The organism is Paenalcaligenes niemegkensis, assembly GCF_022230885.1.
GTDB classification, from domain to species: domain Bacteria; phylum Pseudomonadota; class Gammaproteobacteria; order Burkholderiales; family Burkholderiaceae_B; genus Paenalcaligenes; species Paenalcaligenes niemegkensis.
In genome coordinates this window covers 312,447-337,415 of sequence record NZ_JAKGCT010000005.1, presented here as the reverse complement: position 1 = coordinate 337,415, position 24,969 = coordinate 312,447, and the positions used below count along the sequence as shown (strand labels likewise).

Genomic DNA, 24,969 nt, shown 5'->3' with positions numbered 1-24,969 from the left:
TCCAGCCACGCGGCTGGAGCTAACCGTTATAGGTGCATTATTGACGGCAATACTCAACTTACTGAGTGAAACCGAACTCTTCGGATAATTCACGGTACTGGGCGATTTGCGCATCCAGCGTTTCTTGTAAATCGCTGCCACTCAGTTCAAGCGGAAAAAAACCAAACTGATCACGCAACTCAGCGTAGCGATCTGTCTTATAAAGCTCCTTAATCGTTTGGTTCCACCATTCATAATCTTCATCGCTCACGTCAGGCCCCAGGTATACGCCTCGTAATACTGACCAGTCGACGTCGTAGCCTTGCTCAACTGCGGTTGGCAGCTCACTGTATTTGCCAGGCAAGCGCTGCTGAGTCAGAACTCCAAGTACACGCAAATCGTCGCTTTCCAGATGACTCACGATGGCGCTTACATCGTTGCTAAGCACGTCCACATGCCCGCCCAACATATTTGTTAGCGCTTCAACGTTTCCTTCAAAAGAAACAAAGCGCATTTTTTCGGATCTACGCCGATTTCACGAGCGAATAAAGCGGTTTTCATCCAGTGAGGATTACCGGGTGATCCGGAGATACCGAACACTACGCTTGAGGGATCGTTTTGTAATGCTTTGACTACATCTTCCAAACTCTTGTACTTTGAGTCGCCCCGCACCGCAAACATGCCGTAATCAACCCCAACGGAGGCAAGCCATCTTGCGTCTTTTTCAGTGTATTTACCAAAGCGGCCTTGCATTAGATTCAGCAGGCTGCCGCTACCAAATGCCACCACCGTACCCGGCTCGGCCCTGCGGTGAGCGTTAATAGTGTTAAACGCTACAGCACCCACCCCTCCGGGCATATAGGTAGCCCGCATGGAGCTTTTCATCAAACCAGTGTCTTTTAGACCCATTTGCAGAATCTTGCAGGTTAAATCAAAGCCACCACCCGGTTTAGACGGTGCAATACATTCCGGTCTTCTGGGCTCTGCGCTTGCTACGGTGGAAACCCCTATGCCCAGCAAGGCAAGGGATACAACAGATACTTTTGCTAGAGTGCGTAACATGCACCTCTCCTCGTTATCGTTTTATTAATAAATGTCTTCAGGAAAAGAAAGGATCGAGCAGGCCGAGTGGCAAAGGCACATCCAACACATACTCAAATGCGACATAGGCGAACACAGATATCACGAGCGCTGCCAAGCCACCTTTCCAAACGCTTCCACCATAAAAAACTGCCAATACCCATGCCAGTAAAAAACTGGCAATTAAAAAACCAAGCCATTCAATAGTTAGCCCATAAGCAACCATCGCGAGAACGCACACTGCTCTTTTAAGTAACAGCGCTTTATTTACAGGGCGCACGCTGCCTGGGTTTCTCACTACCAGCACCATGGCCCCTAGTGCCATCAAGGCTAGTAAAATGATGGGGTACGGCTTAGGCCCTAAAGGTTCATAGGAATAAGGGGCATATAAGTCCCAGCCTACATAGATAAGAAATACGCAAACAAGGAACCAAACACCTACAACAGCACGTTCCATCATTTTTCTCCGCAATCAGGTTGGGATGGGTTCAGAAGCCAGTACGCTCAATACGTTCTTGGCCGCTGCCACGCCCATAGCGATATAGGCTTCTTGTGTTACTCCACCGATATGCGGGCTGAGTATGACGTTGGGCACGTGACGTAACGGGCTTTCAGGTGGCAATGGTTCAACAGCAAAGGTATCAAGACCTAAAGCGCCTACCTGCCCGGCTTTTAGCATATGGATTGTGTCTGTTTCATTAATGACCGCACCTCGCGCCGTATTAATGATGGTGACACCGGTCTTCATTTTTTAAGCGTTTCTTTATTGATCAGGTTTCGGGTTTGCGAAGTAAGTGGGCAATGTAGGGAGATCACATCAGCGCGCCTCCAGATCTCGTCAAGCTCAACGCTCTCAATATCGCCACTACTGTTCTGAGGAGCAGGGTCATAGGCAATCACACTCATGTTAAAAGCCTTGGCCATTTCCGCCACTCGCTGGCCTATAGCTCCAATCCCAACCAAACCAAGTGTTTTTCCAGCGAGTTCAATACTCTGATGGGTGGGTTTGTCCCAGTGGCCTGCTTGCATACGCTCATTCAAGACCACTATCGATTTCGAGCAAGCCAGAATTAAGGCGAAAGCATGTTCGGCGACCGCATTCGCATTGACACCGCTTGCGGCGCGAACCTCTATGCCATGCGCTTGTGCTGCCTCAAGATCGATAGAATCGACACCGCTGCCATGTTTGGAGATAACTCTCAGTGCTTTAGCTTGCTCAAGCGCCGCTTTGTTTACCCCGCTATATCGGACAATGACCGCTACGGGTTGATGCTCTTTTATTAGCGAAGCGATGTGCTCGTAATCCGTTGTTCTGCCAGTAAAAACCAGTTCATAGCTATTTAACAGCTCCTTTGCTTCGTCTGCCAGGTCTGCTGCTGTGACCAATATTTTTTCTTTATTATCCTGGCTCATTACAATGAACTCCCCTGGTCTAGTATGCCCATCTGCCTCAACGCCGGCTCTAACCAAGCGCTGCGCAAATCCCCTTCGCTGATTTTTTCCATACGGCTTGCCTCGTCTTCCAATTTCTTTTGTCCTAGCGCCATTAGCTCCGCTGCGCGATCCCGAGGGATCACCACTACACCATCAGCGTCACCCACAATAAGGTCTCCGGGGTTAACGGAAACTCCACCCATAGAAATTGGGTGATTAACCAGCCCGCCTAGTCCCTTTGTGGGCCCGGAAGGATTGGTGCCCACAGAGAATACCGGAAAGCCTGCTGCACAAATTTCTTCGGCGTCACGTACCGCTGCGTCGACTACGAACCCGGCAATTCCACTTTCACTTGCCTGAAATGCCATGATTCCACCACACAGCGCGCTTGTTTGGTCACCCTTTCCATCGACCACGATGACATCACCAGGTTGCGCAATTGCCAAGGCGGCATGAAACATGAGGTTGTCTCCGGGTCTTACCTCAACAGTAACCGCCGGGCCTACTACTCTCATGGTTTGACTTAAGGGCTTAATGCGACCATGGGCAGTGCCTCGGCGCCCCAGCACATCAGCCAAGATAGCGGCGGGTAAAGAGCGCGCAAGCTCGATAACGTCAGGACTCACGCGAGTGATGTCGCGGATGATAGGTTGAAACGAAGAAGCAGCTGTCATAAGAAGTTCGATTAAAACGCCCGGTAAATTAAATACATTTATTTGTTTCACTAGGTACAACACTGTTGCGCCTACAGAAACTATAAAATGCGAACTTCTGTGCAACAATAGGGGGATACCCGATAATAATGAGATCAATTATGAGTAATACAGGTGTCAACTCCGTAGAACGTGCTCTGGTTCTTCTAGACTGCTTTACTATCGCATCGCCCCAGCTAACCCTTACTGAACTGGCGGTTAGTGCCGGTTTGCATAAGACCACTGCTTATCGCTTACTGAACTCGCTCGAACGCATGAACTATGTTGTTCGCCAAAGCGATGGGCTCTATTCCTTAGGACCGAGAGTTCTGTATTTGGGCAGCTTATACAGCCGAACCTTTCAGCTTGAAACCTTAGTTCAACCTATACTTCAAGAGCTATGTTCTGCTACCGGCGAAAGCGTTTCTTATTACGTACTGAGTGGCAATTCACGGCTGTGCCAATGGAGGATCGAACCCACCGAAGGAATGCGCGACACCGTTATCCCAGGCTCACTCCTGCCTCTAGATGAAAGCTCTATTGGAAAAATTCTGCGTACATGGGGAATTGATAAAGCCCCACTCTCGCCCGATGTTTTGCCGTTACCGATCACATCAGAGGGCGTCCGCGACAAATACGTTAGTTCTGTCTCAATGCCTATTTTCGGAATTAACGAGAGTTTTTTGGCGCGCTGGCTGTATCTGGCTTATCAACTCGGATTCGCGCTGCAGATCAAGAAAAGCTCAAAAGTTTGCTTGTTAATGCTTCCGCATCTCTGTCTCGACAGCTTGGAGCCAGCGTCGCTCTTTGTAAACGTATGTACGGGATTTAGCGAAAGCCCCGCAGCCAGCGGCCGCAGCGCCTCTTGAGGCGCTACTACATAAACGGGACATAAACAACCTGTCAATTCTGATAGGTTACTTTTTTACACATAAGCGGGCACAATGCGGTGTCGACTCCCTGCAAGAGAATTAATCCCATGCGTCATTTGATCGAGAGCTTAGACGAGTACTTAACAGCGAATGCCAGAATGGCAGAACTGATGCACATGAACCCGGACACAGACACATTAGAGTACAAAATGCTGTCCGTCCTGACAGATCAGGTCTTTATTTACGAAATCCGAAATTTTCCCGTTTTTTACGAGAATAGCCAATACTTCACAGCCCTACGCCAATCCTCTGCCAACGTGGACGACATACTGGAAGAATTGGAGCTGGTGTAAGCCCAGCACAAGCTTAGGCGCCATCCTTAAGGTATTTAACAACAACCTTAGAACACAAGCACACTAAGCCTGAACAAACCTTAATCAGCCAACAACGCGTCCAGGCTATCAGCAGTTAGTATGCGCTCACCCCAAACATCCATCTGCCCGGAGCTGGCCTGATCAAGCTTGGCTTGCACCCAATCCGGAACCGAACCAAATTTCAACTTAATTAGCTTCAGCAGCAACTGACGTTCACCGTCGCTCCTCCCTTCGACCTTACCCTTGGCTTTGCCTTTAGCTTCGCTCCGATCTTCAATCCCTTGTATCCACTGCTCCAAATTCTCTGCCAGCATGGTGTTCACCTCTTCCAAATCATGTTGTTCAGGAATAGCATCGTTGCGAAACCGGGTTCGTAGCAAGCGACTAATCCAAATGGAAAACGTTTGCCGAATCTGCTTGTAATGCGGTTCGGCAAGCTCGTGCGGGCCCGACCACCTTTTGCTGCCATTATAAAGCACGATAGGCAAAACAGGTGGCAGCTTATCACCCTGCCCCAGCCCTGTGGAACGGATAATATCCTGGTACAAAAGCCCAGTGTAGGTGACCACACGTACAGCCATAAAATGATCATCGCTGGACTGAAACTCAATCATTAAATACAGGTAAACCCAGGTGCCATCAAAACGCACCCGCCAAATACTGTCATCATGGCGCTGGGTCAACTCATCCGTAACATAACTGCCCTTATGAGGCTCAAGCGTCGTCAAATCCACACTATCAAGCCTCCCTGGCGATGAGGAAGCCTTGGTTACCCGCGATCATTTCCTCGGTCTGGAACGCGGGCACATTGCCGCAAGTGTGATCGTCGCGGATGTCGAGGCTGAAAATACTTTTTCTAGTCTTCATTTCTCATCCCCTTGATTGATGCGAAGCCACTTTGCCCCACGCCCTTTGCCCGTCGATTCGATCAGTCTCTCTGACTTCATCGCCCGCAACACCAGCCGCACCATGTCCCGGCTCACGCCCGGGCAAGCTTCTTCGATCTCCGAAATCGAGAATGGCAAGCTGCGCCCCAGGACTTCCGCCCGCACCCGGTCGCCCTTGCTGCCACGTCCCCGTTCGATGGTGCCGACACGCTCCTCGAATTCGCGGTAGGCCCGTAGCAAGGCACCCCAGAAGTAGTCGAGCCAAGGTTTGACGTCGTGCTGCCCCTGGTGCCATCCCTGCGAACTGGCTTCCAGCGTCTCGTAATAACCTTCCTTGGTGTCCTCGAAGATGCGTTCTAAGCTGATGTAGCGGCCCACGGCATAGTCGAAGTGGTAGAGCAGCAGCAGGGTCAACAAGCGGGACATGCGACCGTTGCCGTCCGGGAAAGGGTGGATGCACAGGAAGTCGAGCATCGCCAGCGGCACCAGTACCAACGGGTCGGCCAGGTGCTGGTCCAGCGCGGTGGCGTAGCGCCCTGTCAGATCAGCCATGGCCATCGGCGTGAGATGCGAAGCCACCGGCTGGAAGCGCAGGCGCGAAGTGCCATCCGGGTGACGCTCGATGATGTCGTTATCGGTGGCCTTCCAGCGCCCGCCCGCCTGCGGCATGTAGCGATACAGCAGGGTGTGCAGTTGCAGCACCACGCCATCGCTGAAGGGCATGTGCGCGGCAGACTCGTGGATCAGCGCCAGGGCATCACGGTAGCCGGCGATCTCCTGTTCGGAACGGCTCTTTGGCGTTGCGTTGCGGATGACCAGAGACTTCAAACGCGAGGGCGCTATGACAACACCCTCCAGCCGGTTGGACGACTCGGTGGACTCCACCACCGCGATCTGGCGCAGGCCCTTGAGGGCTTCGGGCGACTGCGCGGCGTAGAGTTGCTGCTTGCCCTGGTACTGGCCCAGTGCGCGCAACGTGGCGGCTTGAGTGCCATCGAAGCGAAGCGCGGCAAGGTACTCGGGTGTGAGCGAGTGCATTGAAATGTAAGCCCAGGCTGTCTAAATGGGGTAATCATAGCTGTTAAATGGGGCATTGTCTCTATAAATACCTCATTAACAGTGTTTGACTACCCCATTTCCTGAACGTAGGCCCGGTCGTGAGGGACCGACAAAGCTGACCAGGAAGAAAACGGGCGACATAATACTAAAAATAGGGCAATAAATTACAAATTACCCCATTTAATCCATTGTTTACCCCATTCATAGGCCCAACCTGGGGCAAAGGCAAACGGCAAGGGAACGGCACTCAAGGGACAACGGCCCTACCCTGAAAAGGAAAAGGCCGCCCACCCTTGCTCACTCGCTCTGTCACAACCGACCAAATCGTCTCTATGCTGTGCCGCTGCCCTCCGCCAGAGCTTGCCGCCGGTGGGCTTGACCAGCAGGAACAAGCCCCCGCCGTTTGAAAGTTTCCAGTCTCGATCAGTCGATTTGGCCGACCTAACCTTGAGGTCGGTGAGTAGATTTTCGGGCATCGTCGGACTCCACTGCGGGGAGATGTACCCCCACGGTTGAACACGAGTACCCCCAACGCTACTCCCGAATTTTCTGGACCTCGATGAACAATAGGAACGCTCAGCAGACCGTATTATTTACGCAACCCATTGATTTCAAATGGGCCAACCTGTCCACCAAGCGCTACTGAGCGCCACCGAGATCCAGCAAAAATCGTCAGACATCAACACGGAAACCCGTCAGCGAAAGCTCAGCCACTCTTTACCATAAAAACTCAGCAAAAACGCCTCTACCATTAAGCCACCACCGCAAGTCAGCCGTCGCCTCAATGAAGGCCGGCGGTTAGGTGTGCGCCGCGTGCTGACGAAGGGAAGGTGGGGGCTTTCGGCGGACGCTGTTTGAGCGTTAGCGAGTTCGTCCGCCGCCCGCCTGTACGAGGCAGACGCGGAAAAAGCACACCGTGCCGGCCTTCATTGAGGCGACGGCTGGCCTTAAGAACCTGTAATAGCCGCCCTTAAGAACACCTAAGCACAGACACGCAAAGTGTTACGAAAACGCCACCCACACACCCGCTATAGCAACGACTATCACCGTAGCCCACCCAAGGCGATCCACATAGCGCTGCAGCAACGCCTCCATTCGCGGACCACCACGCGCCAGCAGCGCAGCAACCAGAAAGAAACGTATACCACGGCCAATAAGTGACGCCACGAGAAATGGCGCCAGAGCCATTGACATGGTGCCCGCTGCAATCGTGAACACCTTGTAAGGAACAGGGGAAAAACCAGCTACGAATATCGCCCAGAAACCGTATGCCTTAAACCAGGCAACGGCAGTCTCATACGTGGGCCAGTAGCTGCTTGCCTGCAGCCAAGGCATGATGGCATCAATAGCATAATAACCAATCAAATACCCAAAAAAGCCACCAGCCGCCGAGGCAAGAGTCGTAAGCAAAGCAAACCACCAGGCACGCTTTGGGCTGGCCATGCACATCGGCGCCAGCATGACATCGGGTGGAACCGGAAAGAATACAGATTCGAAAAAACTGAGCGTCGCGAGATACCAGGGCGCCCTGGGGTGGCGCGACCAGATCATCGCGCGCGCATAAAGAGGAGAAAATATTTTCATGTGGGGAGCATCGTATCTGCGGCAAATAGCACTGCTTGAAGTGGGCGAAACCGCCATAAAGAATAGATGGTAGCGCAGTTTGGCCACCCGTGTGGAATCGATAGTTAGCTGATTGCTACCCCGGCTTACAGCCAAGGTAGCCACCAAACTTTTTTCAGGCAAACTTAAAAGGCGAACTCGGCGCGCAGGTTGATGGTGTGATCCAGACTATGCCGATGATGACGCCGGCTGAAATCCACCCCCACGTAGCTGTGCTTTCCGATCTCTGCCCGCACGCTCAAATCCAGTTGCCAGGCACTTAGCGAATGATCTGACGATTGGCGGCTGCCCTGCAGCCAATCCGAAGCAGGGTTGTAATCAGTGCGTAGCCTCGACGCTGCGACAGCCTGTTGCCGCAGCATACGCAGGTTAACGGTAGCTTCCCCGTGTTGACCCTTAAAGTGATGCTCCAGCCCAGCCCCCAAGCCCATCAAAGTAGCATTGGCCGCACGATGACGTAAACCCAGCTTGCCCTGGCCTGCCCAGTGCTCGTTGCTGCGATAAGACGGGCGGTGCAATTGCACCAGCTGCGCTATGCCGTACACCTGGGTAGTGGGCTCTTCCCAGTGCACTTTAGCTTCATGATCCAAGCTAAACAGCCGTGGCCGCGTCTCCGCATACAGTTGCCACAGCGCATGGCTATCTCTGCTGTGAAAGCTGGTTTGCAATGTCTCTCGCTGGTGATGCGTATGCAGCAGCGTATAGCCCACGCCTATGTGCCACGGTAAGCGCTGTTGAGGATGCGAGCCTACAGTAGCGCCCAGAGTGTAGCTTTCCCAGCGGGCTTCCGAGGAATAGGAAGGCGACTCCCAGCGGCTTTGCTGCAATCCCAGTTGCACCCCGTAGCGCAGAGCATAGTTGCTCCCGCTATCTACGCCCACAATCAGCCCTTCAGTCCGGCGCTGCTGATCCCACGTCTGTCCATGCTCATGTTGATGTAAGTCCGCATGAAAAACACGTACCCACAGGCCCCGTTTGTGAGTTTGAGCGGCTCCCTCTCTGCTGGGCTCAATGGCTGCATCTGCGTGCCTATACGTAGGAGCTGTACCCCCGTTATCCCACAAATAGCCCGCCACCGCTTCACGCAAGAATCGGCTATCTGAAAGCTGTATGGCCCCAACCTGGGTGTAGGCTCCCGCTCCGGTATTGAAGCGTTCAGGGGCATACGGAGCCGGTTCAGGCCGAGCATCGGGATCAGGTTTCGGTTCGGTTTCCGGAAACGGTTCAGGAACAGGGGCTGGTGCAGGAGGCGTTGCGTCGTCCGCATCGTCATCACCATAGGCCAAAAGCACTTGCGTAGGCTGGTACTGCAGCGAGGGCATCTGCTCGTGCGGGTTGGTAAACAGCAACTTGGCAAAAGAGCCCTGGTAACCATCCGGTGCCGAGACCACCACATAGGGATACCTTTGCTGAAAACCGTCGCTTAAGGTCACCAGTAACGTGCCTCCCAGGTGCACATCTCCCTCAAAGACCAAAGGTGCGCGAACCTGCCCGTTATTTAACCAGATATGCGCCACCGAGCGCGGAGCCATGCGCAGCGATGACCAGACGGTAAAGGTGTCGGTAGGGCTATACAACGCCAGATGGGCCCCATCGTTTAAGCGCAAATCATTCACAAACCCCCGCGAACGAATACGGGCGCCGTCATGCACAACAATAAAACCCGTGCTGCGATTGTGTACGGTGAAGCTACCCTCGCGAATATGAAACTCACCACGTATACCCGCGCCCGACAGAGGCCCTTCAAAGCTCAGCTCGCCCTTACCGGTTTTGCTGAGACTGTAGATCTCGTCAATGCTGATGAAACCCGTGTGATAAACCTCGCCGTGCGGCACATGCAGAGCCATTGAGTTTGTGCCAGGAGGCGTGCCGACAGGCCGATGCGGTACCAGATCAATAACCTGCTGGTCTGACTCAACCATCATGATATTGTTTTGCAGCCTTAAACCATCAGCAAACTCCAGCCGCGTACCCGGCGACATTGAGAACTGCGTACGACCATTATTCGCGGCTTCGAGGCTTTCAATACGGAGCGTACCTTCGGCTACGTTAATACCGCCAAACATGGTGTTGTTACCGCTCAGGCTAAGTGTGCCCTGCCCGAACTTGAAGACCGGATCGGCCATGGGCGAAGGCCTTACCGTTAAATTACCGCTTATGCTCACGGTTTGTCGGGTGTCCACGTCCACCACCATCGGCCCATGTACTGTCACATCCCGCTGTATTAACGCATCGGCTGCAAAATACAGCCGCTGCTGCCAGATATCCATCGGGGAGCCTATTTTCAGCAGCTCATCGTCCGCGACTACATTTCTATCTTCGAAAACCATCTCTTGCGCCAGCACAGACTGGTGTGCGCAGATTGCCACCAGTAGCACTTTAGTTACGGCGCGACAGCGTTTATAGGCTGCCTTCCTCAACATCGTTACAACCATGACATTTCCTAAGAAAACCCACCCGGCTGGCGGGATAGGGCAAATTTAGCCCTGTCACTAGTTGTTAGTCATTGTTAATTATTGATATAAACGACACTTTTACATGCGAAATGACACTTTGTTGAGTTTTATCAAGTTAGCTGCAAATATAGTTTTTTAGAGGGGAGTTAACACGAAATAGTGTCATGTTGAGGGTGGTATGGTGGTGGGCTGGGCAGCAATTCAGTCGGCTAACAACGGACAGTCTCTCCGCTAGGGAGTAGTGTGGCCAGCCCGCCGTCAACCAAGCTGTCTAAATTAAAGTGGCTTAATGCGATTTCTAATCGCTCAGTTGTGCTTCTTTACCCATGCAACATATTGATCCATCCAGCTTTGCAGGAATGCTTGGCTGTCGGGTCCAATATTGCCGTCACTATCAAACAAACCCTCTTTGACATGGATGAACGCCTCCGGCTGGCCAAGCGTTGGTACGTCAAGATACGCCAGAACATTGCGTAAATGCTGCTGGGCCATGGCAGTTCCGATGGAGCCGATTGATGCACCCAGTACGCCGGCAGGCTTGCCCGCCCACGCGCTTTCGCCATAAGGACGTGAAGCATGATCAATGGCGTTCTTGAGTACGCCGGACATCGAGCGATTGTACTCGGGTGTAACGAACAAGAGACCTTGAGCGCCGGCGATGTCTGCCTTCAGGCGTTTCACGGAATCTGCCTGGTGTGCATCATCGTCCTGATCGTAAAGAGGCAAATCACCAATTTCCACTTGCTTGAATGAGAACTCCGACGGCGCCAGCTTAACAATGGCGCTCGCCAACTTGCGATTGAAGGAATCCTTGCGAAGGCTACCGACTACAACAGCGATTTGGTATTGGCTCATGTTTATCCTTTCACGTTTTATGACAAGAAATAAAACTTAGGTTACTGCCTGGCTGACGACCAAAGAGCTGGAACTTCACAACGGCTTGATATGGAAATCATACACCCTTAAGTTCACGAGCGACCATCGCCTCTCCTGACTGAGTCAGCCGATAACGCTGCAGTCGGCTCGATGGCGTGTCAGGACGCGTCATTTCAATCAGACCAAAATCAAGCAGGCGACGAATCTGCTTGTGCAGTTCACCCGAAACGGTTTTGTGCCCCAGCAAACGGGCTAGCCCAGCCTTTCCAGCCTCATCCTCAGTGAGCAGCAAAACAACTTTAGCCGCGAGCTTCGACTCTAGCCGTGACTCTAGCCGTGACTCTAGCCGCGCATCACACCGCGACATGTAAGCTTCTGCAGTTGACACTCGGGGCTCAGATAAAAAAGATGCTGTACTTGCTGGTTTTTCAGTAAAAATTGTCAAACGTAAATGTAAACCGATTTCCTCAATAACTGGCTCAGGTAAACCCAGTGTCTGCGCCTGCTCAAAAATACGTCTCACACCGCTGCCCCATTGTTCAATCAGCTTCAGCTCGTGAAAAACTCTGGCAATGACACGATTACGCAAATTGGACACACCCCGCTTCATGTCCTCAATCGTCATCCCTGGAACAAGAATCCCCGGGCTCTCGACCTCGATCCGATTATCGTAAAAAGCTACCCGTATAGGCGCCCCCGGTGAGAATAATCGGCATGCACCAATGCATTGATAATCGCCTCACGCAACATCAACAATGGAATGCTCCACACATCCTTGCGCTGAAGCTCGGAAAAATCCGCACCCCGCATGGCATGTTTTTTCAGGAAATCCATAATTTGTGGCACGCATTCGGGCAGCGAGGCATGAATGTCCACATGGTCAAAAATCTCCGCCTTGTCGTTCCCCACGAAACGCCCACACTGAACCCAGGCATCGGGAAAATAGTAGTCGCGATTTTTGCCAAACAGCAAAATGGCACCTTTAGTAGGTACAAGCCGTCCTTGCTCGCGAACCAGTAACCGTAATGACAGCAATGCCTGCTCTGTAAGAACACGATCATCGCCGAACACACGCTGTGCAGCACTAAGGTCGAGATCCTCAACACCCAGCTCAGGCATAGGCTGCTCGTCAAAGACAACTCCGGCCGCTGAGCGCTGCAATTGCGCAATAAGTTCAGGCCCTGCCCGCCGATTGCTGGAACCAAGCCGCACATAGCACCCCTGATCCCGACCATCTGACTTTAGATAGTGCGGACGCATGCTGCTGGGAAACACCTCGACCATCAGAATATTCACGTCTTTGTGGCTCAGAGTCTCTACAGTGGGCACCAGACGGGGAGCAATTGAATCAGCAATCAGATTACAGAGACGTTCTTCTTCATCCATCGGGTTGTCCACACCAACAACCTGATGCATATCATCTACGCCAACAAGCAAACGCCCCCGGCACTGTTCGCAAAAGCGACCAAAGACTTAAGTACATTTCGGGGGAAGACAGATCGCTTTTAAACTCCAGCGTTTTACTTTCTGGGCTTGCCACCAACTGCTCGGTTGTCGTGTCCATTTAACCCTCGTTTATGCCTTCCTGCCCGACGATTCTTCTCAAAAAAATCAACTATAGCGTAGCTGTGCTGACTCAGGAGGATAAGCATGGACACTCACCCACAAGGACGACACAAATGCGGAGAAAAGCACAATGAATCTGAACAAACCTTAATCAGCCAACAACGCGTCCAGGCTATCAGCAGTTAGTATGCGCTCACTCCAGACATCCATCTCCCCGGAGCTGGCCTGATCAAGCTTGGCTTGCGCCCAATCTGGAACCGAACCAAATTTCAACTTAATTTGCTTCAGCAGCAACTGACGTTCGCCGTCGACTTTCCCCTCAACTTTTGCAACTTCAGCAGCGCGATCTTCAATCCCTTGTATCCACTGCTCCAAATTCTCTGCCAGCATGGTGTTCACCTCTTCCAAATCATGTTGTTCAGGAATAGCGTCGTTGCGGCCAGCGATACATGCATGGGATCAATCAGCTCAGCCACTTTTTATTATAAAGACACCGGCAAAAACGCCTCTACCATTAAGCCACCACCGCAAGCCAGCCGTCGCCTCAATGAAGGCCGGCGGTTAGGTGTGCGCCGCGTGCTGACGAAGGGAAGGCGGGGGCTTTCGGTGGACGCTGTTTGAGCGTTAGCGAGTTCGTCCGCCGCCCGCCTGTACGAGGCAGACGCGGAAAAAGCACACCGTGCCGGCCTTCATTGAGGCGACGGCTGGCCTTAAGAACATGTAATAGCCAGCCTTAAGAACACAAGCACGCTAAGCCTGACCAAACCTTAATCAGCCAACAACGCGTCCAGGCTATCAGCAGTTAGTATGCGCTCACCCCAAACATCCATCTGCCCGGAGCTGGCCTGATCAAGCTTGGCTTGCGCCCAATCCGGAACCGAACCAAATTTCAACTTCATTAGCTTCAGCAGCAACTGACGTTCGCCACGATCCTCAAACCCTTGTACCCACTGCTCCAAATTCTCTGCCAGCATAGTGTTCACCTCTTCCAAATCATGTTGTTCAGGAATAGCGTCGTTGCGAAACCGGGTTCGTAGCAAGCGACTAATCCAAATGGAAAACGTTTGCCGAATCTGCTTGTAATGCGGCTCGGCAAGCTGCTGCTGCAAACGCGCAATGCAATCACCTATTTGATACGCATCACGGCACTGACCCAGCACGATCAGGTGGCCCATCAGATTATCCGGATGCCGCTCGGTGTAATCACGCGCCACCGCCGCCTCATGCAAGAAAAATACCGCAGCCGAGGACTGAATTCGGCCAAAGTCGCATGCATTGGATCAATCAGCTCGGCCAGCTCATGCGGGCCCGACCACCTTTTGCTGCCATTATAAAGCACGATAGGCAAAACAGGCGGCAGCTTATCACCCTGCCCCAGCCCTGTGGAACGGATAATATCCTGGTACAAAAGCCCAGTGTAGGTGACCACACGTACAGCCATAAAATGATCATCGCTGGACTGAAACTCAATCATTAAATACAGGTAAACCCAGGTGCCATCAAAACGCACCCGCCAAATACTGTCATCATGGCGCTGGGTCAGCTCATCCGTAACATAACTGCCCTTATGAGGCTCAAGCGTCGTCAAATCCACACTATCAAGCCAGGACTGCTTAACAAAACCGGTTAATAAGTCACGCACCAGCCGGGCGTTACTAAACAGCAGCTTATAGCCGCTATCGTGTGGAACAGAAGGGGAAGCGGCTTTTTTAATAGCGTGTGGAACATCATGAGGCATATCGACTCCGGCAACTTAATCCTGGTTGCCAGAATATCGAACTTTCGCGTGACACAACCGTCCCTACGTAGTCACCAGCCTGGACAAAAAGGACATCACCGCAAGCCAGCTGTCATCGTCTCATGCAGAAAAAAGCTGCTCTTCTATTATATTAAGAGCAGCCTTGATGATCGACCAAGACGGTACGAAACAACAGCTTAACTATCTACCGAGAGCCGCTTCGGCAAACCCCATGCGATAAGCAGAAAAGCAATAACGCACGCAATTGAGATCGCATACAGCCCCATCGTGGCGCTTCCTGTGAGGTCGAGCACTTTGCCCACCATATATGGAGTAATGATTCCACCCAACTGACCGATAGAATTAATAAACGCAATGCCTGCTGCCGCTGCCATTCCCCCAAGAAACCTCTGAGGGAAAACCCAAAACAAACCAATAGCGGAAATTATTCCTGTTGCTGCAATAGTTAAGCCAATCAGTAAAATAACAGTATTACCACTGTATAGGCCGCAAATGAAATAGCCAAGCGCCCCCGCTAACGTCGTCAATGCCAAATGCCAGCGACGCTCTCCTGTACGGTCCGAATTTTTCCCAAGTAAAATCATAACAACGCCAGCAATAGCATATGGCAACGATGATATTAAACCTATAATAAACACATCTTCAGTACCTGCTGTACGGATCAATTGTGGCATCCAGAAAACCAACCCATAAATTCCGCCAGCCAAAGCCATATAAATTAATGACAATATGTATGTCGCAGGTTCACGTAAAGCTGCTCCGAAGTTATGCGTGTTTACTGTTTGAGAATCCTTAAGAACTTTTTCAGACCAAAACTGCTTCTCGGTAGGTGACAACCATTTTGCATGCGCAATTTCATCATCCAAATGCTTCCAAACAATTAATCCTAGAACAACGGCAGGCAGACCCTCTAAAAGAAACAGCCATTGCCAGCCGGCGAGGCTAAAAGCAGCATCGGTGTACTTCATAATGCCACCAGAAATTGGTCCGCCGATAATTCCGCAAAACGCAATACCGGACATAAAAATAGTATTGACTCTAGCTCGCCGATCGCTAGGGAACCATTTAGTGAAGAAATAAAGAGCCCCTGGTACAAAACCAGCCTCTAAAGCCCCTACTAAAAATCGAATTGCGTAGAAGCCCATCTCAGTGGTGACAAACATAGTGCAAGCTGAGGCAATACCCCACGTTACCATGATGCGCATAATCCACACTCGCGCACCCACTCGATGCAAAATCATATTACTGGGTACTTCGAAAAAGAAATAACCAATAAAGAAGACGCTAGCCCCCATTCCGTAAACAGCATCACTGAAACCAAGATCACTTTGCATTTGTAATTTAGCAAAGCTGATATTCACACGATCCAAATAGGCTACTACCCAACATACGACGAGTAACGGTATAAATCGCCAAAACACCTTTGCGTAAATGGCTGCATCCTTCACCGTATCATTATCTTTCGGATTGGAAGCCGAACCTTCTAAAGCTATGGAATTCACTATGGTCTCCACTACATTATTATTTGCAAAACAAGACCAGATCGGCTGCAATCAAGCGCAGCTGACCCGATGACCATTTTGATAATTAATATGTTGCCCTTCCTCCCGAAAGGTCAAACACAGCACCCGTCGTAAACGAGTTTTCTGAGGAGACTAGCCAGCTGACCATCGCAGCAATTTCCGCTACTTGTACAAAACGTCCTCTGGGGATTTTTGCTAACATGTAATCAATGTGCTGTTGTGACATCTGATCAAAAATCTTTGTTTTTGCAGCCGCAGGGGTAATGGCATTCACGCTAATATTCTTGCCCGCTGTTTCTTTTCCCAAGCTTTTTGTAAAGGCTATGACTGCCGCTTTTGATGCACTATATGCAGCTGCATTAGGATTTCCTTCTTTACCAGCTATTGATGCCACGTTGACCACACGGCCATAATCACGGTTGATCATTCCAGCGACTATGACCTTATTAACATTGAACGTACCGTTAATATTGATGTCAATGACTTTCTTCCACTCGCTTTCGGCATAATCCACCACTGGTGCATTTTCACCAGCAATACCCGCGCTGTTAACTAATATCGATACAGGGCCAAGCTTATTTTCAGTTTGTACCGCCGCCTCTTCCACTGATTGCAAGTCAGTGATGTTGACCTTTAAACCACAAACATTACCGCCTCCGCCTAGACGTTCAATCGCTTCCTCAAGAGCGTCGGGGTCCTTATCCCAGATAGCGACCTTGGCCCCACTGGCTAGAAGCCTCTCCACAACGGCATAACCAATTCCTTGCGCTCCACCTGTTACCACTGCAACTTGAGCGCTTAGTCCATACTGATTCATTTTCTCTCTCCGTCTCGGTAGGCCGCTACAACTTCCTGCTGTTGCTCTCCAAGTCCATCAATACCCAGTCGCATAACTTGGCCTGGACGCAAATAGACTGGGTTAGGCTTCTGTCCCATTCCTACGCCGGGAGGTGTTCCAGTTGAAATAACATCCCCAGGATGAAGCGTCATAAACTGGCTGAGATACGCAACAATTTTAGGAACGCTAAATATCATCGTTTCCGTACTCCCATCTTGGTATCGCTTTCCATCTACTTCCAGCCAGAGATTAAGCCGATGGGGATTCGGCACTTCATCACTGGTTACCAGCCAGGGACCAATTGGTCCAAACGTGTCGCAGCCCTTACCTTTATCCCACGTACCGCCCCGCTCAATCTGGTACTCGCGCTCCGAAACGTCATTAATAACGCAGTAGCCAGCGACATGGTCCAGAGCGACACTCTCGTCAATGTACGAAGCGGTTTTTCCAATGACAACGCCTAACTCGACCTCCCAGTCAGTTTTTTCTGACCCTCTGGGTATCATTACGTCGTCATTCGGACCTACTACCGCAGAGAGCCATTTATTAAACACGACGGGTTCGTCAGGGATGGGCATATTTGACTCCGCAGCATGATCCGCGTAATTCAACCCTATACAAATAAACTTTCCAATATCGCCAATGCAAGCCCCTATTCTTGACTTGGAGTCAACAGTTGGAAAAGTTTCTAGATCAGTGTTTTTAAGACGATTAAATGCTTCGCTGGATAAAAAGTCTCCATTAATATCAGCGGTAAGGCTAGAAATATCCCGGATAACTCCTTTATCGTCGAGAATACCCGGCTTTTCTTGTCCAGCTAATCCGTATCGCAATAGCTTCATAATACAAATCCTAATTAAACAAGTTAAAACATCTTCATTCAGATACAACTTGAGTATAGGATTGCGAACAGCTGCTATAGTAATGAGAGTTACTGACCCATTATCTACAAGATGTTATCTACTGGTTTACCCTCAATTTCTACTCTGCACGCTTTGTGTTCAAGACTAAGATTTCGCCAGTTGCGGCTTCTCATCGCTATCGACGATCTGGGGTCGGTGCATCGGGTAGCGAAAATTCTGCACATGACTCAACCCGGCGTGAGTAAATCTCTCAGGGGAATTGAAGAGACCTTTGGTGTCAGTTTGTTTGTTCGTTCTACGCAGGGTCTCTTGCCCAACGAAATGGGGAAAACCGCAATTCGGCATGCTCGATTAATTTACGCCAGCCTCGGACATATGCGAGACGAGCTAGATTCAATCAGTAGAGCTCAGGGAAATAGGATTGCAGTCGGTACGATCGCAGGCGGCCTAGCAGCAACAGTAGCTAAAGCCTTACTGGCATACCAGCAAGAGATGTCTGAGGTCAGCATCGATTTATACGAAGACACGAGTGCCAACCTTCTCGAACAACTGCAAAGTGGGGGAATTGATCTTGCAGTTTGCCGCACATCCGTAGCGGCACTACCCGAACTTTTCGATTTTGAATGGTTATGTGATGAAACTGTGGGGGCCGCCGTGGGCTTCCACCACCCATTAGCCAAAAAGAAAAGTGTCAGCTTAGAAGATGCTGCTCAATACCCATGGGTTTTATTCCCGGGACACATGCCTCTTCGCACACTGCTAGAAAGAGAACTAGCATCTAAGGGGGTTACTCTTAATCCGGGGACCATAGAAACATCGTCAACATTTGCAACCGCATTACTACTCGCAAAAAGTAAGAGTTTGGTCGCTCTATTTTCATCTGAAACCATTGATTTCTTTGCTGAACATAAAACGCTACATTTGCTTCCGTTTGAAATTGACTCAACCGCTGAACCTTACGGCATTGTTACGCGGCGAGGTGCTCAACTGTCTAGCTCCCTGCAACTGTTCAAAGAACGTTTGTTAAGTACTTCTGAAACAAATTAATAAACTAATCAAACTTCCAGACGGACTTGTTTTCTGACCAAGCCTCAACGCTAATAACCCTAAACGATCCCTACCACCACTAGCACGTCTTAAGCAAAAACGCCTCTACCATTAAGCCACCACCGCAAGCCAGCCGTCGCCTCAATGAAGGCCGGCGGTTAGGTGTGCGCCGCGTGCTGACGAAGGGAAGGTGGGGGCTTTCGGCGGACGCTGTTTGAGCGTTAGCGAGTTCGTCCGCCGCCCGCCTGTACGAGGCAGACGCGGAAAAAAGCACACCGTGCCGGCCTTCATTGAGGCGACGGCTGGCCTTAAGAACATGTCATAGTCAGCCTTAAGAACACGCTATATTAGACAGCTAAACCACCATAACGGAGACAACAATGCCAGGCACAATCACCATAGCAGCCGCACAAATGGGCGCCATACAAAAGAACGACACGCGAAGCAGCGTAGCCCAGCGCATACAACATCAAATAGAAAAAGCAGCCAGCCGAGGTGCCCAATTAATTGTATTCCCCGAACTCTGCCTAACCCCATTCTTTCCCCGCTGGTACTACGAAACACTAGACGAAGCCGACCAATGGTTCGAAGACCAATGGCCGCCCCGAGGCCTGGAAGCAGCACTGCAAAAAGCCAGAGAACTGAACATCATGGTACAGATCTCCTACGCTGAGAAAACACCCGACCAGCACCGCTACAACACCGCCAGCCTGATCTTCAGCCAAGGCAGCGCGATCATGAAATATCGCAAAATTCACCTGCCAGGCCACGCTGAATACATCCCGGAACGCCCCTTGCAACACCTGGAAAAACGCTACTTTGAAATCGGAGACCTGGGTTTCCCGGTAGAGCGCCTCAATCTGAAAAATGTAGGCGAATTCAACATCGGCATGCTGCTCTGCAACGACAGACGCTGGCCCGAAGCCTGGCGCGTATTAGGCCTGCAAGAAGTTGATATCGTGCTCATCGGCTACAACACGCCTGTTGCCAATCTGGACGTAACACACAACCAGCCGCCACACCTGAAAGTGCTGCATTCCAACCTAAGCGTGCAGGCAGGCTGCTACCAAAACAACTGCTTCGGGGTGTCAGTTGCCAAGGCAGGGGTCGAAGACGGCCACGCCATGTTCGGCAGCTCAATCATTGTGAACCCATTCGGCGAAATTATTGCCCGCTCCTCCACCTGGAACGACGAACTCATCATTGCTGACTGCGATTTATCCTTGTGCCAGGTCAATCGCTCATCAACCTTTAACTTCGAAGCACATCGGCGCCCCGAGCACTACCAGCGGATCGTCGAACAAACAGGCAGCATTCGCCCTAAAAACACAATCCAGGCTTAAGGGAATCTACTGATATAAGTCCACTATTCACACTCCCGACTCAGTGCTAGCATCTAAATGTGACCACTTGGTCACCTTTGTGGAGCGTGGTGGTATGACGATAGGAATAGCAGCTTCTGGCCCTCATGCCGTATCAGTAGTCATGGAGGCCTTACGCGTCACAGAAACGCTAGGCGCAGGCGCCATCGGAGGCTTTGCGGTGCTGGCCGCCCTCGATCACGAAGGGGGGCCCATTATTGCGAAACCCAAACTGGCGGCTCAGCCGAGCTTTCCTACCCGGCATCATGGCTGTCCTATGAGCGCGCCGCGGCCATTTCCAGCGGCCCCAATCGGCCAGCTCCATTGATGCAGTTTTTACCCAGCCTCGATGGCGTGGGTTTAGTGACCGGCCATCGCCTGCCGAATCGCGACCTTAACGGCACGCCTTTAAACGTCGCCGCTCTGCAACGCCTGGCACAGGGCGAAACCGCCCGCGACGCCATAGCCGCGGTATTGACTGCCTACCCTGAGTGTGACGCCGGTTTAATCGCATTAAGTGCAAACGGAGAGCTGGCTTTAGCGAACAGCCCCCGCGTCGAACGAAGACTGGATCTTTACACCACAGAGCATCACCACAGCTTTGGTACCGTCGCTATGCTGATGAACTCCATTACGTTTCGGGCTGTCACGGCTCGGGCCGACCCGGCTGCCTTGATTGCGCAGATTGCGGCACAACGTTTTGCCGAGCCCCCATCGCCGTCAACGCTTATGCTGGCGCATGTCGATGAACACTGCCAGTTAAGCCAGGCCGATCAAGACCTGGTCATGGTGAACTCCGTCACCCGACGAGTCGTGCGTATTGCCAGTGCCGATCCCTTGCTACCCACTGCTGCCGGACGGTGGACGGTCATTCAGAATGGCACCGCTGTGGTCGACATGGAGGGCGAACCGCTAGGCATCAGCTATAACGATGTAATAGCAAACGTAGAGGCCAGCTCGTTGCGCAGCCTGGCCGACTATTCGTCTTTAGGACTCGTTATAGGACCGCAACCATGAGCTTATCGCGCAGAGAAAAAACAGAGCAGCGCATTATGCAGGCGCTTGAGGATCAGATACGTGAAGCGGGCATGATGGGCGTGGGCATTAACGCCATCGCCAAACGCGCTGGTGTCAGCAAAGAGCTGATCTATCGCTACTTTGATGGCCTGCCCGGCTTGATGCTGCAATGGATGCAAAACCAGGATTTCTGGACAGGTAAATCGTCGGTGCTGCGCGATCCAGGCGCCGCAGAAAGCAGCCCCCAAGAGCTGATATTGATGATGCTGCGGGCACAGATCAGTGCCTTGGAAAACAACGATGCGCTTAAAGAGATACGCCGCTGGGAGCTTATCGAGCGCAACGAGGTCAGCGGCCAGCTGGCCGATCGGCGCGAAATGGCCGCGCGTCCTTTTATTGATGAGCTGGACGCCCTGAACAACGAGATGGACGTACCCGCCATGGTAGGCGTGATGCTTGCGGGCGTACTGTATCTATCGTTGCGCTCTAAAACCGAAAGCCAGTTCCTGGGCGTGCCGCTGCGCACTCCCGAGGGCTGGAAGCGTATTGATGATGCCCTGGTGCAGCTCACGCAAAGTCTGCCCGGCGATTTCCAGAACAGCACTCTGGGCGAATTAAGAACCCATCATTCCGTAGCAAAAACCGACGTCACGACCACTCATGGCGCTTACTCACTGCACACTGAAAGCGAGGCATCAGAATGACGATTCGAGCAGCAGATCTATTAGTGAAATGCTTGGTGGCCCACGGCATCGATCAGGTTTATTGCGTTCCGGGAGAAAGTTACTTAAGCGTACTGGACAGTTTGCGTGATGAAGAAAGCATTAAGGTAATCACGTGCAGACACGAGGGAGGTGCGGGTTTTATGGCCTTGGGTGATGCGCGATTGCGTGCCGCCCCTGCCGTGCTGCTGGTCAGTCGGGGACCTGGTTGCATGAATGCCTCGATTGCCATTCATTCGGCCCAGCAGGATGCCACGCCCCTGGTAGTCTTTATTGGTCAGGCCGAACGCGAGAATTTACGGCGTGACGCCTTTCAGGGCATGAACTATGAACGCATGTTTGTGGACGTCGCCAAGTGGGTGGTTGAGCTTAACGACCCGAATCTCCTGGCTGACACTATATGCACAGCCTTTAAGTTGGCACAGGCAGGGACGCCTGGCCCCGTGATTGTTTCGCTGCCCGAGGATATGCTCGAAGAACATAGCGACGAGATGTTCTACCCACGGCAGAATGCCGATAGCACGCTGACCGCTACCGACCAGGACGCTATTGTGCAGGCAATTGCCCAGGCCAGGAATCCCCTGGTGATGGCGGGCGGCCTGTTAAAAAACAAGGAAGGCAAAGCCGCCCTGATGCGTTTTGCTGAACACTTTTCATTGCCGGTGGCGACAACCGTGCGCCACGCCGATTTATTTCCCAACGATCACCCCTTGTTTGCCGGGCATTTAACCCTGGGCCTGCCTTCTGAGCTGGCCAATATTTTGCATGAGGTTGACCTGATTATTGCGGTGGGCACACGGCTGGGCGATGTCACCACACAGTCGTTCAGCTTTCCTGCCGCTCCTAAGGCCGCACAAAGGCTGATACACATTTGGCCTGAAGCGCAAATGACAGGACGATATCGTCACACCGACATCAGCGTGGCAGCCCACCCGACCAGCGTGCTGCGCAGCTTATGCGAAAGCCCGGCCCCGGACACGTCGTTTAAAGAATGGACGGCGCAACTGCACGAAGTCGTAAGCGGATTACGTGACTGGGACCCCATGCCGGACGCTGATGACGGCATCGTCTTCGGCAATATTGTTGCTCTATCCGACCAGATGCTGCCCGAGGACGCCATTATTTGTCTGGATGCAGGTAACTTTGGCGGCTGGGTACAACGTCTTTTCCGTTTCTCCCCTACTCGCAAACTCATCGGTCCTTCCTCTGGCGCAATGGGCTACGGCATCCCCTCCGCTGTTGCCTGCTCATTGCGTGAGCCAAATAAAAAGGTCGTGTGCTTCGTGGGAGACGGCGGTTTTCTGATGACAGGCAGCGAACTGGCCACCGCCAGACAATATGGCGCAACACCAATCATTATCATCTCAGACAACAATGCTTACGGCACCATCCGCATGCACCAGGAACGGCAATTTCCCAGGCGTAAAAGCGCGACAACACTGCACAACCCTGACTTTGTTGCCATGGCCGCCGCATACGGGGCCGAGGCATTTTTGGTCGAGCAAAGCGATCAGTTTGCTCCCGCACTTGAGCGTGCCCTGCAAAGCAATGAGCTTTGCGTGATCGTGGTGCGTACCAGCCTTGAGCACATCTCTGCGAACGCCACTATTCAACAATTACGCCAGGGCGCAGCGGGACAAGCATGAAACACATTCTGGTGATAGGTGCTGGCATTGTGGGCTTGGCCAGCGCTTACGAGCTACGGCAGCGAGGCTTCGAGGTGACGGTGATCGAGGCCCAGGGAAAAGCGGGCCAGGAGACCAGCAAGGCCAACGGCGCCCAGCTTAGCTACAGCTTCGTGAGCCCGTTGGCCAGCCCCGTCGTACTGAGAACCTTGCATAAGCTGCTGCTGGATCGCCAAGGTGCCTTGCGCATCCGTCCTCGTGCAGACGGTCAGCAAATTAACTGGTTGCTGCACTTTTTAGCCGCCTGCTCTGTTAGTCAGAACCGCCAGGCCTCTGAAGATTTATTGCATTTAGGCTCGTTAAGCAAAAGTGTATTAACCGAGCTGTTACAGCAGCATCCGATTGCGTTTTCCCATAACCGTAATGGCAAGCTCATGGTGTTCGAATCCGATGCTTCTCTCACGGGTGCCCGGGATCAGGCCCGTTTTTTACGTAGTCATGGCGTAAGCCAGGAAGAACTGTCAGCAGACGAAGCATGCAGGCTTGAGCCTAGCCTGCTTCCTATTAAAGACCGCATAGAAGGCGCCTTTTTCACGCCGTCTGAAGAGGCGGGCGATTGCGAAGCGCTTTGCACTGGCCTGAGCCAGCTTCTGGCTAGTCAGGGCGTGGTGTTTCGGTACAACACGCCCGTGGAACGCCTGGCCATAACCCCGGGCGGACTCGTTCAAGCTTATGCTCACGACAGCCCCCTTGATGCCGACGCTATCGTGCTCGCCAATGGTACGGGCGCTCAAAGCCTGGCAAAAGATGCTGGCATCAACTTGCACATTTATCCGCTGCGCGGCTATTCACTTACCTACAGCGTGGACAATAACAGCGGTGCGCCGCAGGCTAGCGTCAGCGACATACGCAACAAAGTGGTCTATGCACGGATTGGCGACAAGCTGCGAGTAGCGGGCATGATCGATATCGGTATTAACGACCCTCAGGCCATCGAGCAGCGCACGCAAACCCTGAAGTCTCAGGTTAAGGATTTTTTCCCGGCATTGAAAGCTCTGGAGCCGCCTGTTGCCTGGAGCGGTCAGCGCCCGGCCCGTCCGGACAGCAAGCCGCTGATCGGGGCTACCGCGATGCATAACCTTTTTATCAATGCAGGCCACGGTGCGCTTGGCTTCACGCTGGCCTTTGGCTCGGCACGTTTGCTGGCCGAGTCGGTTGATGGAGACAGCAGCCCGAACCTTCACCTCGCTGCCCGTTTTAGCTTGTAAGAACCACGCTTTTCAAAGCGTTAAAACTGCTCTTTTCCACTTGCTGAC

General features: G+C 52.1%; 25 protein-coding genes and 3 pseudogenes. 8 read left to right on the top strand and 20 right to left on the bottom strand.

Translation table 11 applies throughout. The features are described 5' to 3' along the window. Positions 1 to 58: 58 nt before the first annotated feature. From L1889_RS17265 to L1889_RS17245, 5 genes and pseudogenes are all read right to left on the bottom strand, one after another. Positions 59 to 493, bottom strand: coding sequence for a Bug family tripartite tricarboxylate transporter substrate binding protein (locus L1889_RS17265; RefSeq protein ID WP_238666249.1), 435 nt, complete (start codon positions 491 to 493; stop codon positions 59 to 61). Further along, positions 454 to 1,041, bottom strand: coding sequence for a hypothetical protein (locus L1889_RS17260; RefSeq protein WP_238666248.1), 588 nt, complete (start codon positions 1,039 to 1,041; stop codon positions 454 to 456). Before L1889_RS17260 ends, L1889_RS17265 begins: the two co-directional genes overlap by 40 nt. Before the next feature lie 37 nt (positions 1,042 to 1,078). After that, positions 1,079 to 1,519: a tripartite tricarboxylate transporter TctB family protein gene (locus L1889_RS17255; protein WP_238666247.1), complete on the bottom strand. Its 441-nt coding sequence runs from the start codon at positions 1,517 to 1,519 to the stop codon at positions 1,079 to 1,081. Positions 1,520 to 1,531: 12 nt separating this feature from the next. After that, a pseudogene (locus L1889_RS17250) lies at positions 1,532 to 2,472 on the bottom strand (hydroxyacid dehydrogenase). Beyond that, positions 2,472 to 3,167, bottom strand: coding sequence for an RraA family protein (locus L1889_RS17245; RefSeq protein WP_238666246.1), 696 nt, complete (start codon positions 3,165 to 3,167; stop codon positions 2,472 to 2,474). The pseudogene L1889_RS17250 and the gene L1889_RS17245 overlap by 1 nt, the downstream one beginning before the upstream one ends. Before the next feature lie 140 nt (positions 3,168 to 3,307). Here L1889_RS17245 and L1889_RS17240 point away from each other — a divergent pair, with 140 nt between their 5' ends. Together L1889_RS17240 and L1889_RS17235 are read left to right on the top strand one after the other, a co-directional pair. Continuing rightward, positions 3,308 to 4,054 carry an IclR family transcriptional regulator gene (locus tag L1889_RS17240; protein ID WP_238666245.1) on the top strand — a complete coding sequence of 249 codons (747 nt, stop codon included), beginning with the start codon at positions 3,308 to 3,310 and terminating at the stop codon, positions 4,052 to 4,054. Between the two features lie 110 nt (positions 4,055 to 4,164). Beyond that, positions 4,165 to 4,410 carry a hypothetical protein gene (locus L1889_RS17235; protein ID WP_238666244.1) on the top strand — a complete coding sequence of 82 codons (246 nt, stop codon included), beginning with the start codon at positions 4,165 to 4,167 and terminating at the stop codon, positions 4,408 to 4,410. An 80-nt stretch (positions 4,411 to 4,490) separates the two neighbouring features. Here the strand turns inward: L1889_RS17235 and L1889_RS17230 are convergent, their stop codons facing one another. The 15 genes and pseudogenes from L1889_RS17230 to L1889_RS17165 all read right to left on the bottom strand — a co-directional run bounded on the left by L1889_RS17230 (position 4,491) and on the right by L1889_RS17165 (position 17,860). After that, on the bottom strand, positions 4,491 to 5,165 hold the full coding sequence (locus L1889_RS17230; RefSeq protein ID WP_238666243.1) for an Rpn family recombination-promoting nuclease/putative transposase: 675 nt from the start codon (positions 5,163 to 5,165) through the stop codon (positions 4,491 to 4,493). Positions 5,166 to 5,169: 4 nt separating this feature from the next. Then, positions 5,170 to 5,298, bottom strand: a complete 129-nt coding sequence (locus tag L1889_RS18620) for a hypothetical protein (RefSeq protein WP_257794034.1) — start codon at positions 5,296 to 5,298, stop codon at positions 5,170 to 5,172. Then, positions 5,295 to 6,356, bottom strand: coding sequence for a Fic family protein (locus L1889_RS17225; RefSeq protein WP_238666242.1), 1,062 nt, complete (start codon positions 6,354 to 6,356; stop codon positions 5,295 to 5,297). The genes L1889_RS18620 and L1889_RS17225 overlap by 4 nt, the downstream gene beginning before the upstream one ends. A gap of 371 nt (positions 6,357 to 6,727) precedes the next feature. Next, positions 6,728 to 6,853, bottom strand: a pseudogene (locus L1889_RS19440) (Arm DNA-binding domain-containing protein); the annotation flags it as partial. Positions 6,854 to 7,379: 526 nt separating this feature from the next. Continuing rightward, on the bottom strand, positions 7,380 to 7,961 hold the full coding sequence (locus L1889_RS17215) for a YqaA family protein (protein ID WP_238666240.1): 582 nt from the start codon (positions 7,959 to 7,961) through the stop codon (positions 7,380 to 7,382). A gap of 164 nt (positions 7,962 to 8,125) precedes the next feature. Continuing rightward, positions 8,126 to 10,435 carry an autotransporter domain-containing protein gene (locus L1889_RS17210; protein WP_238666239.1) on the bottom strand — a complete coding sequence of 770 codons (2,310 nt, stop codon included), beginning with the start codon at positions 10,433 to 10,435 and terminating at the stop codon, positions 8,126 to 8,128. Positions 10,436 to 10,762: 327 nt separating this feature from the next. After that, complete coding sequence (locus L1889_RS17205) at positions 10,763 to 11,311, bottom strand: NADPH-dependent FMN reductase (RefSeq protein WP_238666238.1); 549 nt, start codon at positions 11,309 to 11,311, stop codon at positions 10,763 to 10,765. A gap of 97 nt (positions 11,312 to 11,408) precedes the next feature. Then, positions 11,409 to 11,972 (bottom strand): ATP-binding protein, encoded by a 564-nt coding sequence (locus L1889_RS17200; RefSeq protein WP_238666349.1) that lies wholly within the window; start codon positions 11,970 to 11,972, stop codon positions 11,409 to 11,411. Positions 11,973 to 12,010: 38 nt separating this feature from the next. After that, positions 12,011 to 12,748 carry an AlbA family DNA-binding domain-containing protein gene (locus L1889_RS17195; protein WP_238666237.1) on the bottom strand — a complete coding sequence of 246 codons (738 nt, stop codon included), beginning with the start codon at positions 12,746 to 12,748 and terminating at the stop codon, positions 12,011 to 12,013. Between the two features lie 297 nt (positions 12,749 to 13,045). Then, positions 13,046 to 13,288 (bottom strand): hypothetical protein, encoded by a 243-nt coding sequence (locus L1889_RS17190; RefSeq protein WP_238666236.1) that lies wholly within the window; start codon positions 13,286 to 13,288, stop codon positions 13,046 to 13,048. A gap of 377 nt (positions 13,289 to 13,665) precedes the next feature. After that, on the bottom strand, positions 13,666 to 14,112 hold the full coding sequence (locus L1889_RS17185) for a hypothetical protein (RefSeq protein ID WP_238666235.1): 447 nt from the start codon (positions 14,110 to 14,112) through the stop codon (positions 13,666 to 13,668). Further along, complete coding sequence (locus L1889_RS17180; protein ID WP_238666234.1) at positions 14,073 to 14,636, bottom strand: Rpn family recombination-promoting nuclease/putative transposase; 564 nt, start codon at positions 14,634 to 14,636, stop codon at positions 14,073 to 14,075. The genes L1889_RS17185 and L1889_RS17180 overlap by 40 nt, the downstream gene beginning before the upstream one ends. 197 nt (positions 14,637 to 14,833) lie before the next feature. After that, positions 14,834 to 16,150 carry an MFS transporter gene (locus tag L1889_RS17175; protein WP_238666348.1) on the bottom strand — a complete coding sequence of 439 codons (1,317 nt, stop codon included), beginning with the start codon at positions 16,148 to 16,150 and terminating at the stop codon, positions 14,834 to 14,836. Between the two features lie 94 nt (positions 16,151 to 16,244). Then, positions 16,245 to 16,997 (bottom strand): SDR family NAD(P)-dependent oxidoreductase, encoded by a 753-nt coding sequence (locus tag L1889_RS17170; RefSeq protein WP_238666233.1) that lies wholly within the window; start codon positions 16,995 to 16,997, stop codon positions 16,245 to 16,247. Further along, entirely contained in the window at positions 16,994 to 17,860 is an 867-nt protein-coding gene (locus tag L1889_RS17165; protein WP_238666232.1) for a fumarylacetoacetate hydrolase family protein, read from the bottom strand. The genes L1889_RS17170 and L1889_RS17165 overlap by 4 nt, the downstream gene beginning before the upstream one ends. A gap of 111 nt (positions 17,861 to 17,971) precedes the next feature. On the opposite strand from L1889_RS17165, the gene L1889_RS17160 reads away from it, so the two are divergent. From L1889_RS17160 to L1889_RS17130, 6 genes and pseudogenes are all read left to right on the top strand, one after another. Next, positions 17,972 to 18,928, top strand: coding sequence for a LysR family transcriptional regulator (locus L1889_RS17160; RefSeq protein ID WP_238666231.1), 957 nt, complete (start codon positions 17,972 to 17,974; stop codon positions 18,926 to 18,928). Positions 18,929 to 19,308: 380 nt separating this feature from the next. Continuing rightward, positions 19,309 to 20,271, top strand: a complete 963-nt coding sequence (locus L1889_RS17155; protein ID WP_238666230.1) for a nitrilase-related carbon-nitrogen hydrolase — start codon at positions 19,309 to 19,311, stop codon at positions 20,269 to 20,271. Positions 20,272 to 20,365: 94 nt separating this feature from the next. Beyond that, positions 20,366 to 21,306 (top strand): annotated as a pseudogene (locus L1889_RS17145) (DUF6963 family protein). Further along, positions 21,303 to 22,010 (top strand): TetR/AcrR family transcriptional regulator, encoded by a 708-nt coding sequence (locus L1889_RS17140; protein ID WP_238666227.1) that lies wholly within the window; start codon positions 21,303 to 21,305, stop codon positions 22,008 to 22,010. The pseudogene L1889_RS17145 and the gene L1889_RS17140 overlap by 4 nt, the downstream one beginning before the upstream one ends. Continuing rightward, positions 22,007 to 23,674 (top strand): thiamine pyrophosphate-dependent enzyme, encoded by a 1,668-nt coding sequence (locus tag L1889_RS17135; RefSeq protein WP_238666226.1) that lies wholly within the window; start codon positions 22,007 to 22,009, stop codon positions 23,672 to 23,674. The genes L1889_RS17140 and L1889_RS17135 overlap by 4 nt, the downstream gene beginning before the upstream one ends. Continuing rightward, the gene (locus tag L1889_RS17130; protein ID WP_238666225.1) at positions 23,671 to 24,921 is read left to right on the top strand and encodes a D-amino acid dehydrogenase; all 1,251 of its coding nucleotides are present in this window, start codon (positions 23,671 to 23,673) and stop codon (positions 24,919 to 24,921) included. Before L1889_RS17135 ends, L1889_RS17130 begins: the two co-directional genes overlap by 4 nt. Positions 24,922 to 24,969: the final 48 nt, after the last annotated feature.

What these genes read in the sequence shown, in the direction of transcription:
- L1889_RS17265 (WP_238666249.1), bottom strand. Translation starts at nt 493, where the DNA reads ATGCGCTTTGTTTCTTTTGAAGGAAACGTTGAAGCGCTAACAAATATG.
- L1889_RS17260 (WP_238666248.1), bottom strand. Translation starts at nt 1,041, where the DNA reads ATGTTACGCACTCTAGCAAAAGTATCTGTTGTATCCCTTGCCTTGCTG.
- L1889_RS17255 (WP_238666247.1), bottom strand. Translation starts at nt 1,519, where the DNA reads ATGATGGAACGTGCTGTTGTAGGTGTTTGGTTCCTTGTTTGCGTATTT.
- L1889_RS17245 (WP_238666246.1), bottom strand. Translation starts at nt 3,167, where the DNA reads ATGACAGCTGCTTCTTCGTTTCAACCTATCATCCGCGACATCACTCGC.
- L1889_RS17240 (WP_238666245.1), top strand. Translation starts at nt 3,308, where the DNA reads ATGAGTAATACAGGTGTCAACTCCGTAGAACGTGCTCTGGTTCTTCTA.
- L1889_RS17235 (WP_238666244.1), top strand. Translation starts at nt 4,165, where the DNA reads ATGCGTCATTTGATCGAGAGCTTAGACGAGTACTTAACAGCGAATGCC.
- L1889_RS18620 (WP_257794034.1), bottom strand. Translation starts at nt 5,298, where the DNA reads ATGAAGACTAGAAAAAGTATTTTCAGCCTCGACATCCGCGACGATCAC.
- L1889_RS17225 (WP_238666242.1), bottom strand. Translation starts at nt 6,356, where the DNA reads ATGCACTCGCTCACACCCGAGTACCTTGCCGCGCTTCGCTTCGATGGC.
- L1889_RS17215 (WP_238666240.1), bottom strand. Translation starts at nt 7,961, where the DNA reads ATGAAAATATTTTCTCCTCTTTATGCGCGCGCGATGATCTGGTCGCGC.
- L1889_RS17210 (WP_238666239.1), bottom strand. Translation starts at nt 10,435, where the DNA reads ATGGTTGTAACGATGTTGAGGAAGGCAGCCTATAAACGCTGTCGCGCC.
- L1889_RS17205 (WP_238666238.1), bottom strand. Translation starts at nt 11,311, where the DNA reads ATGAGCCAATACCAAATCGCTGTTGTAGTCGGTAGCCTTCGCAAGGAT.
- L1889_RS17195 (WP_238666237.1), bottom strand. Translation starts at nt 12,748, where the DNA reads ATGCATCAGGTTGTTGGTGTGGACAACCCGATGGATGAAGAAGAACGT.
- L1889_RS17190 (WP_238666236.1), bottom strand. Translation starts at nt 13,288, where the DNA reads ATGCTGGCAGAGAATTTGGAGCAGTGGATACAAGGGATTGAAGATCGC.
- L1889_RS17180 (WP_238666234.1), bottom strand. Translation starts at nt 14,636, where the DNA reads ATGCCTCATGATGTTCCACACGCTATTAAAAAAGCCGCTTCCCCTTCT.
- L1889_RS17170 (WP_238666233.1), bottom strand. Translation starts at nt 16,997, where the DNA reads ATGAATCAGTATGGACTAAGCGCTCAAGTTGCAGTGGTAACAGGTGGA.
- L1889_RS17165 (WP_238666232.1), bottom strand. Translation starts at nt 17,860, where the DNA reads ATGAAGCTATTGCGATACGGATTAGCTGGACAAGAAAAGCCGGGTATT.
- L1889_RS17160 (WP_238666231.1), top strand. Translation starts at nt 17,972, where the DNA reads ATGTTATCTACTGGTTTACCCTCAATTTCTACTCTGCACGCTTTGTGT.
- L1889_RS17155 (WP_238666230.1), top strand. Translation starts at nt 19,309, where the DNA reads ATGCCAGGCACAATCACCATAGCAGCCGCACAAATGGGCGCCATACAA.
- L1889_RS17140 (WP_238666227.1), top strand. Translation starts at nt 21,303, where the DNA reads ATGAGCTTATCGCGCAGAGAAAAAACAGAGCAGCGCATTATGCAGGCG.
- L1889_RS17135 (WP_238666226.1), top strand. Translation starts at nt 22,007, where the DNA reads ATGACGATTCGAGCAGCAGATCTATTAGTGAAATGCTTGGTGGCCCAC.
- L1889_RS17130 (WP_238666225.1), top strand. Translation starts at nt 23,671, where the DNA reads ATGAAACACATTCTGGTGATAGGTGCTGGCATTGTGGGCTTGGCCAGC.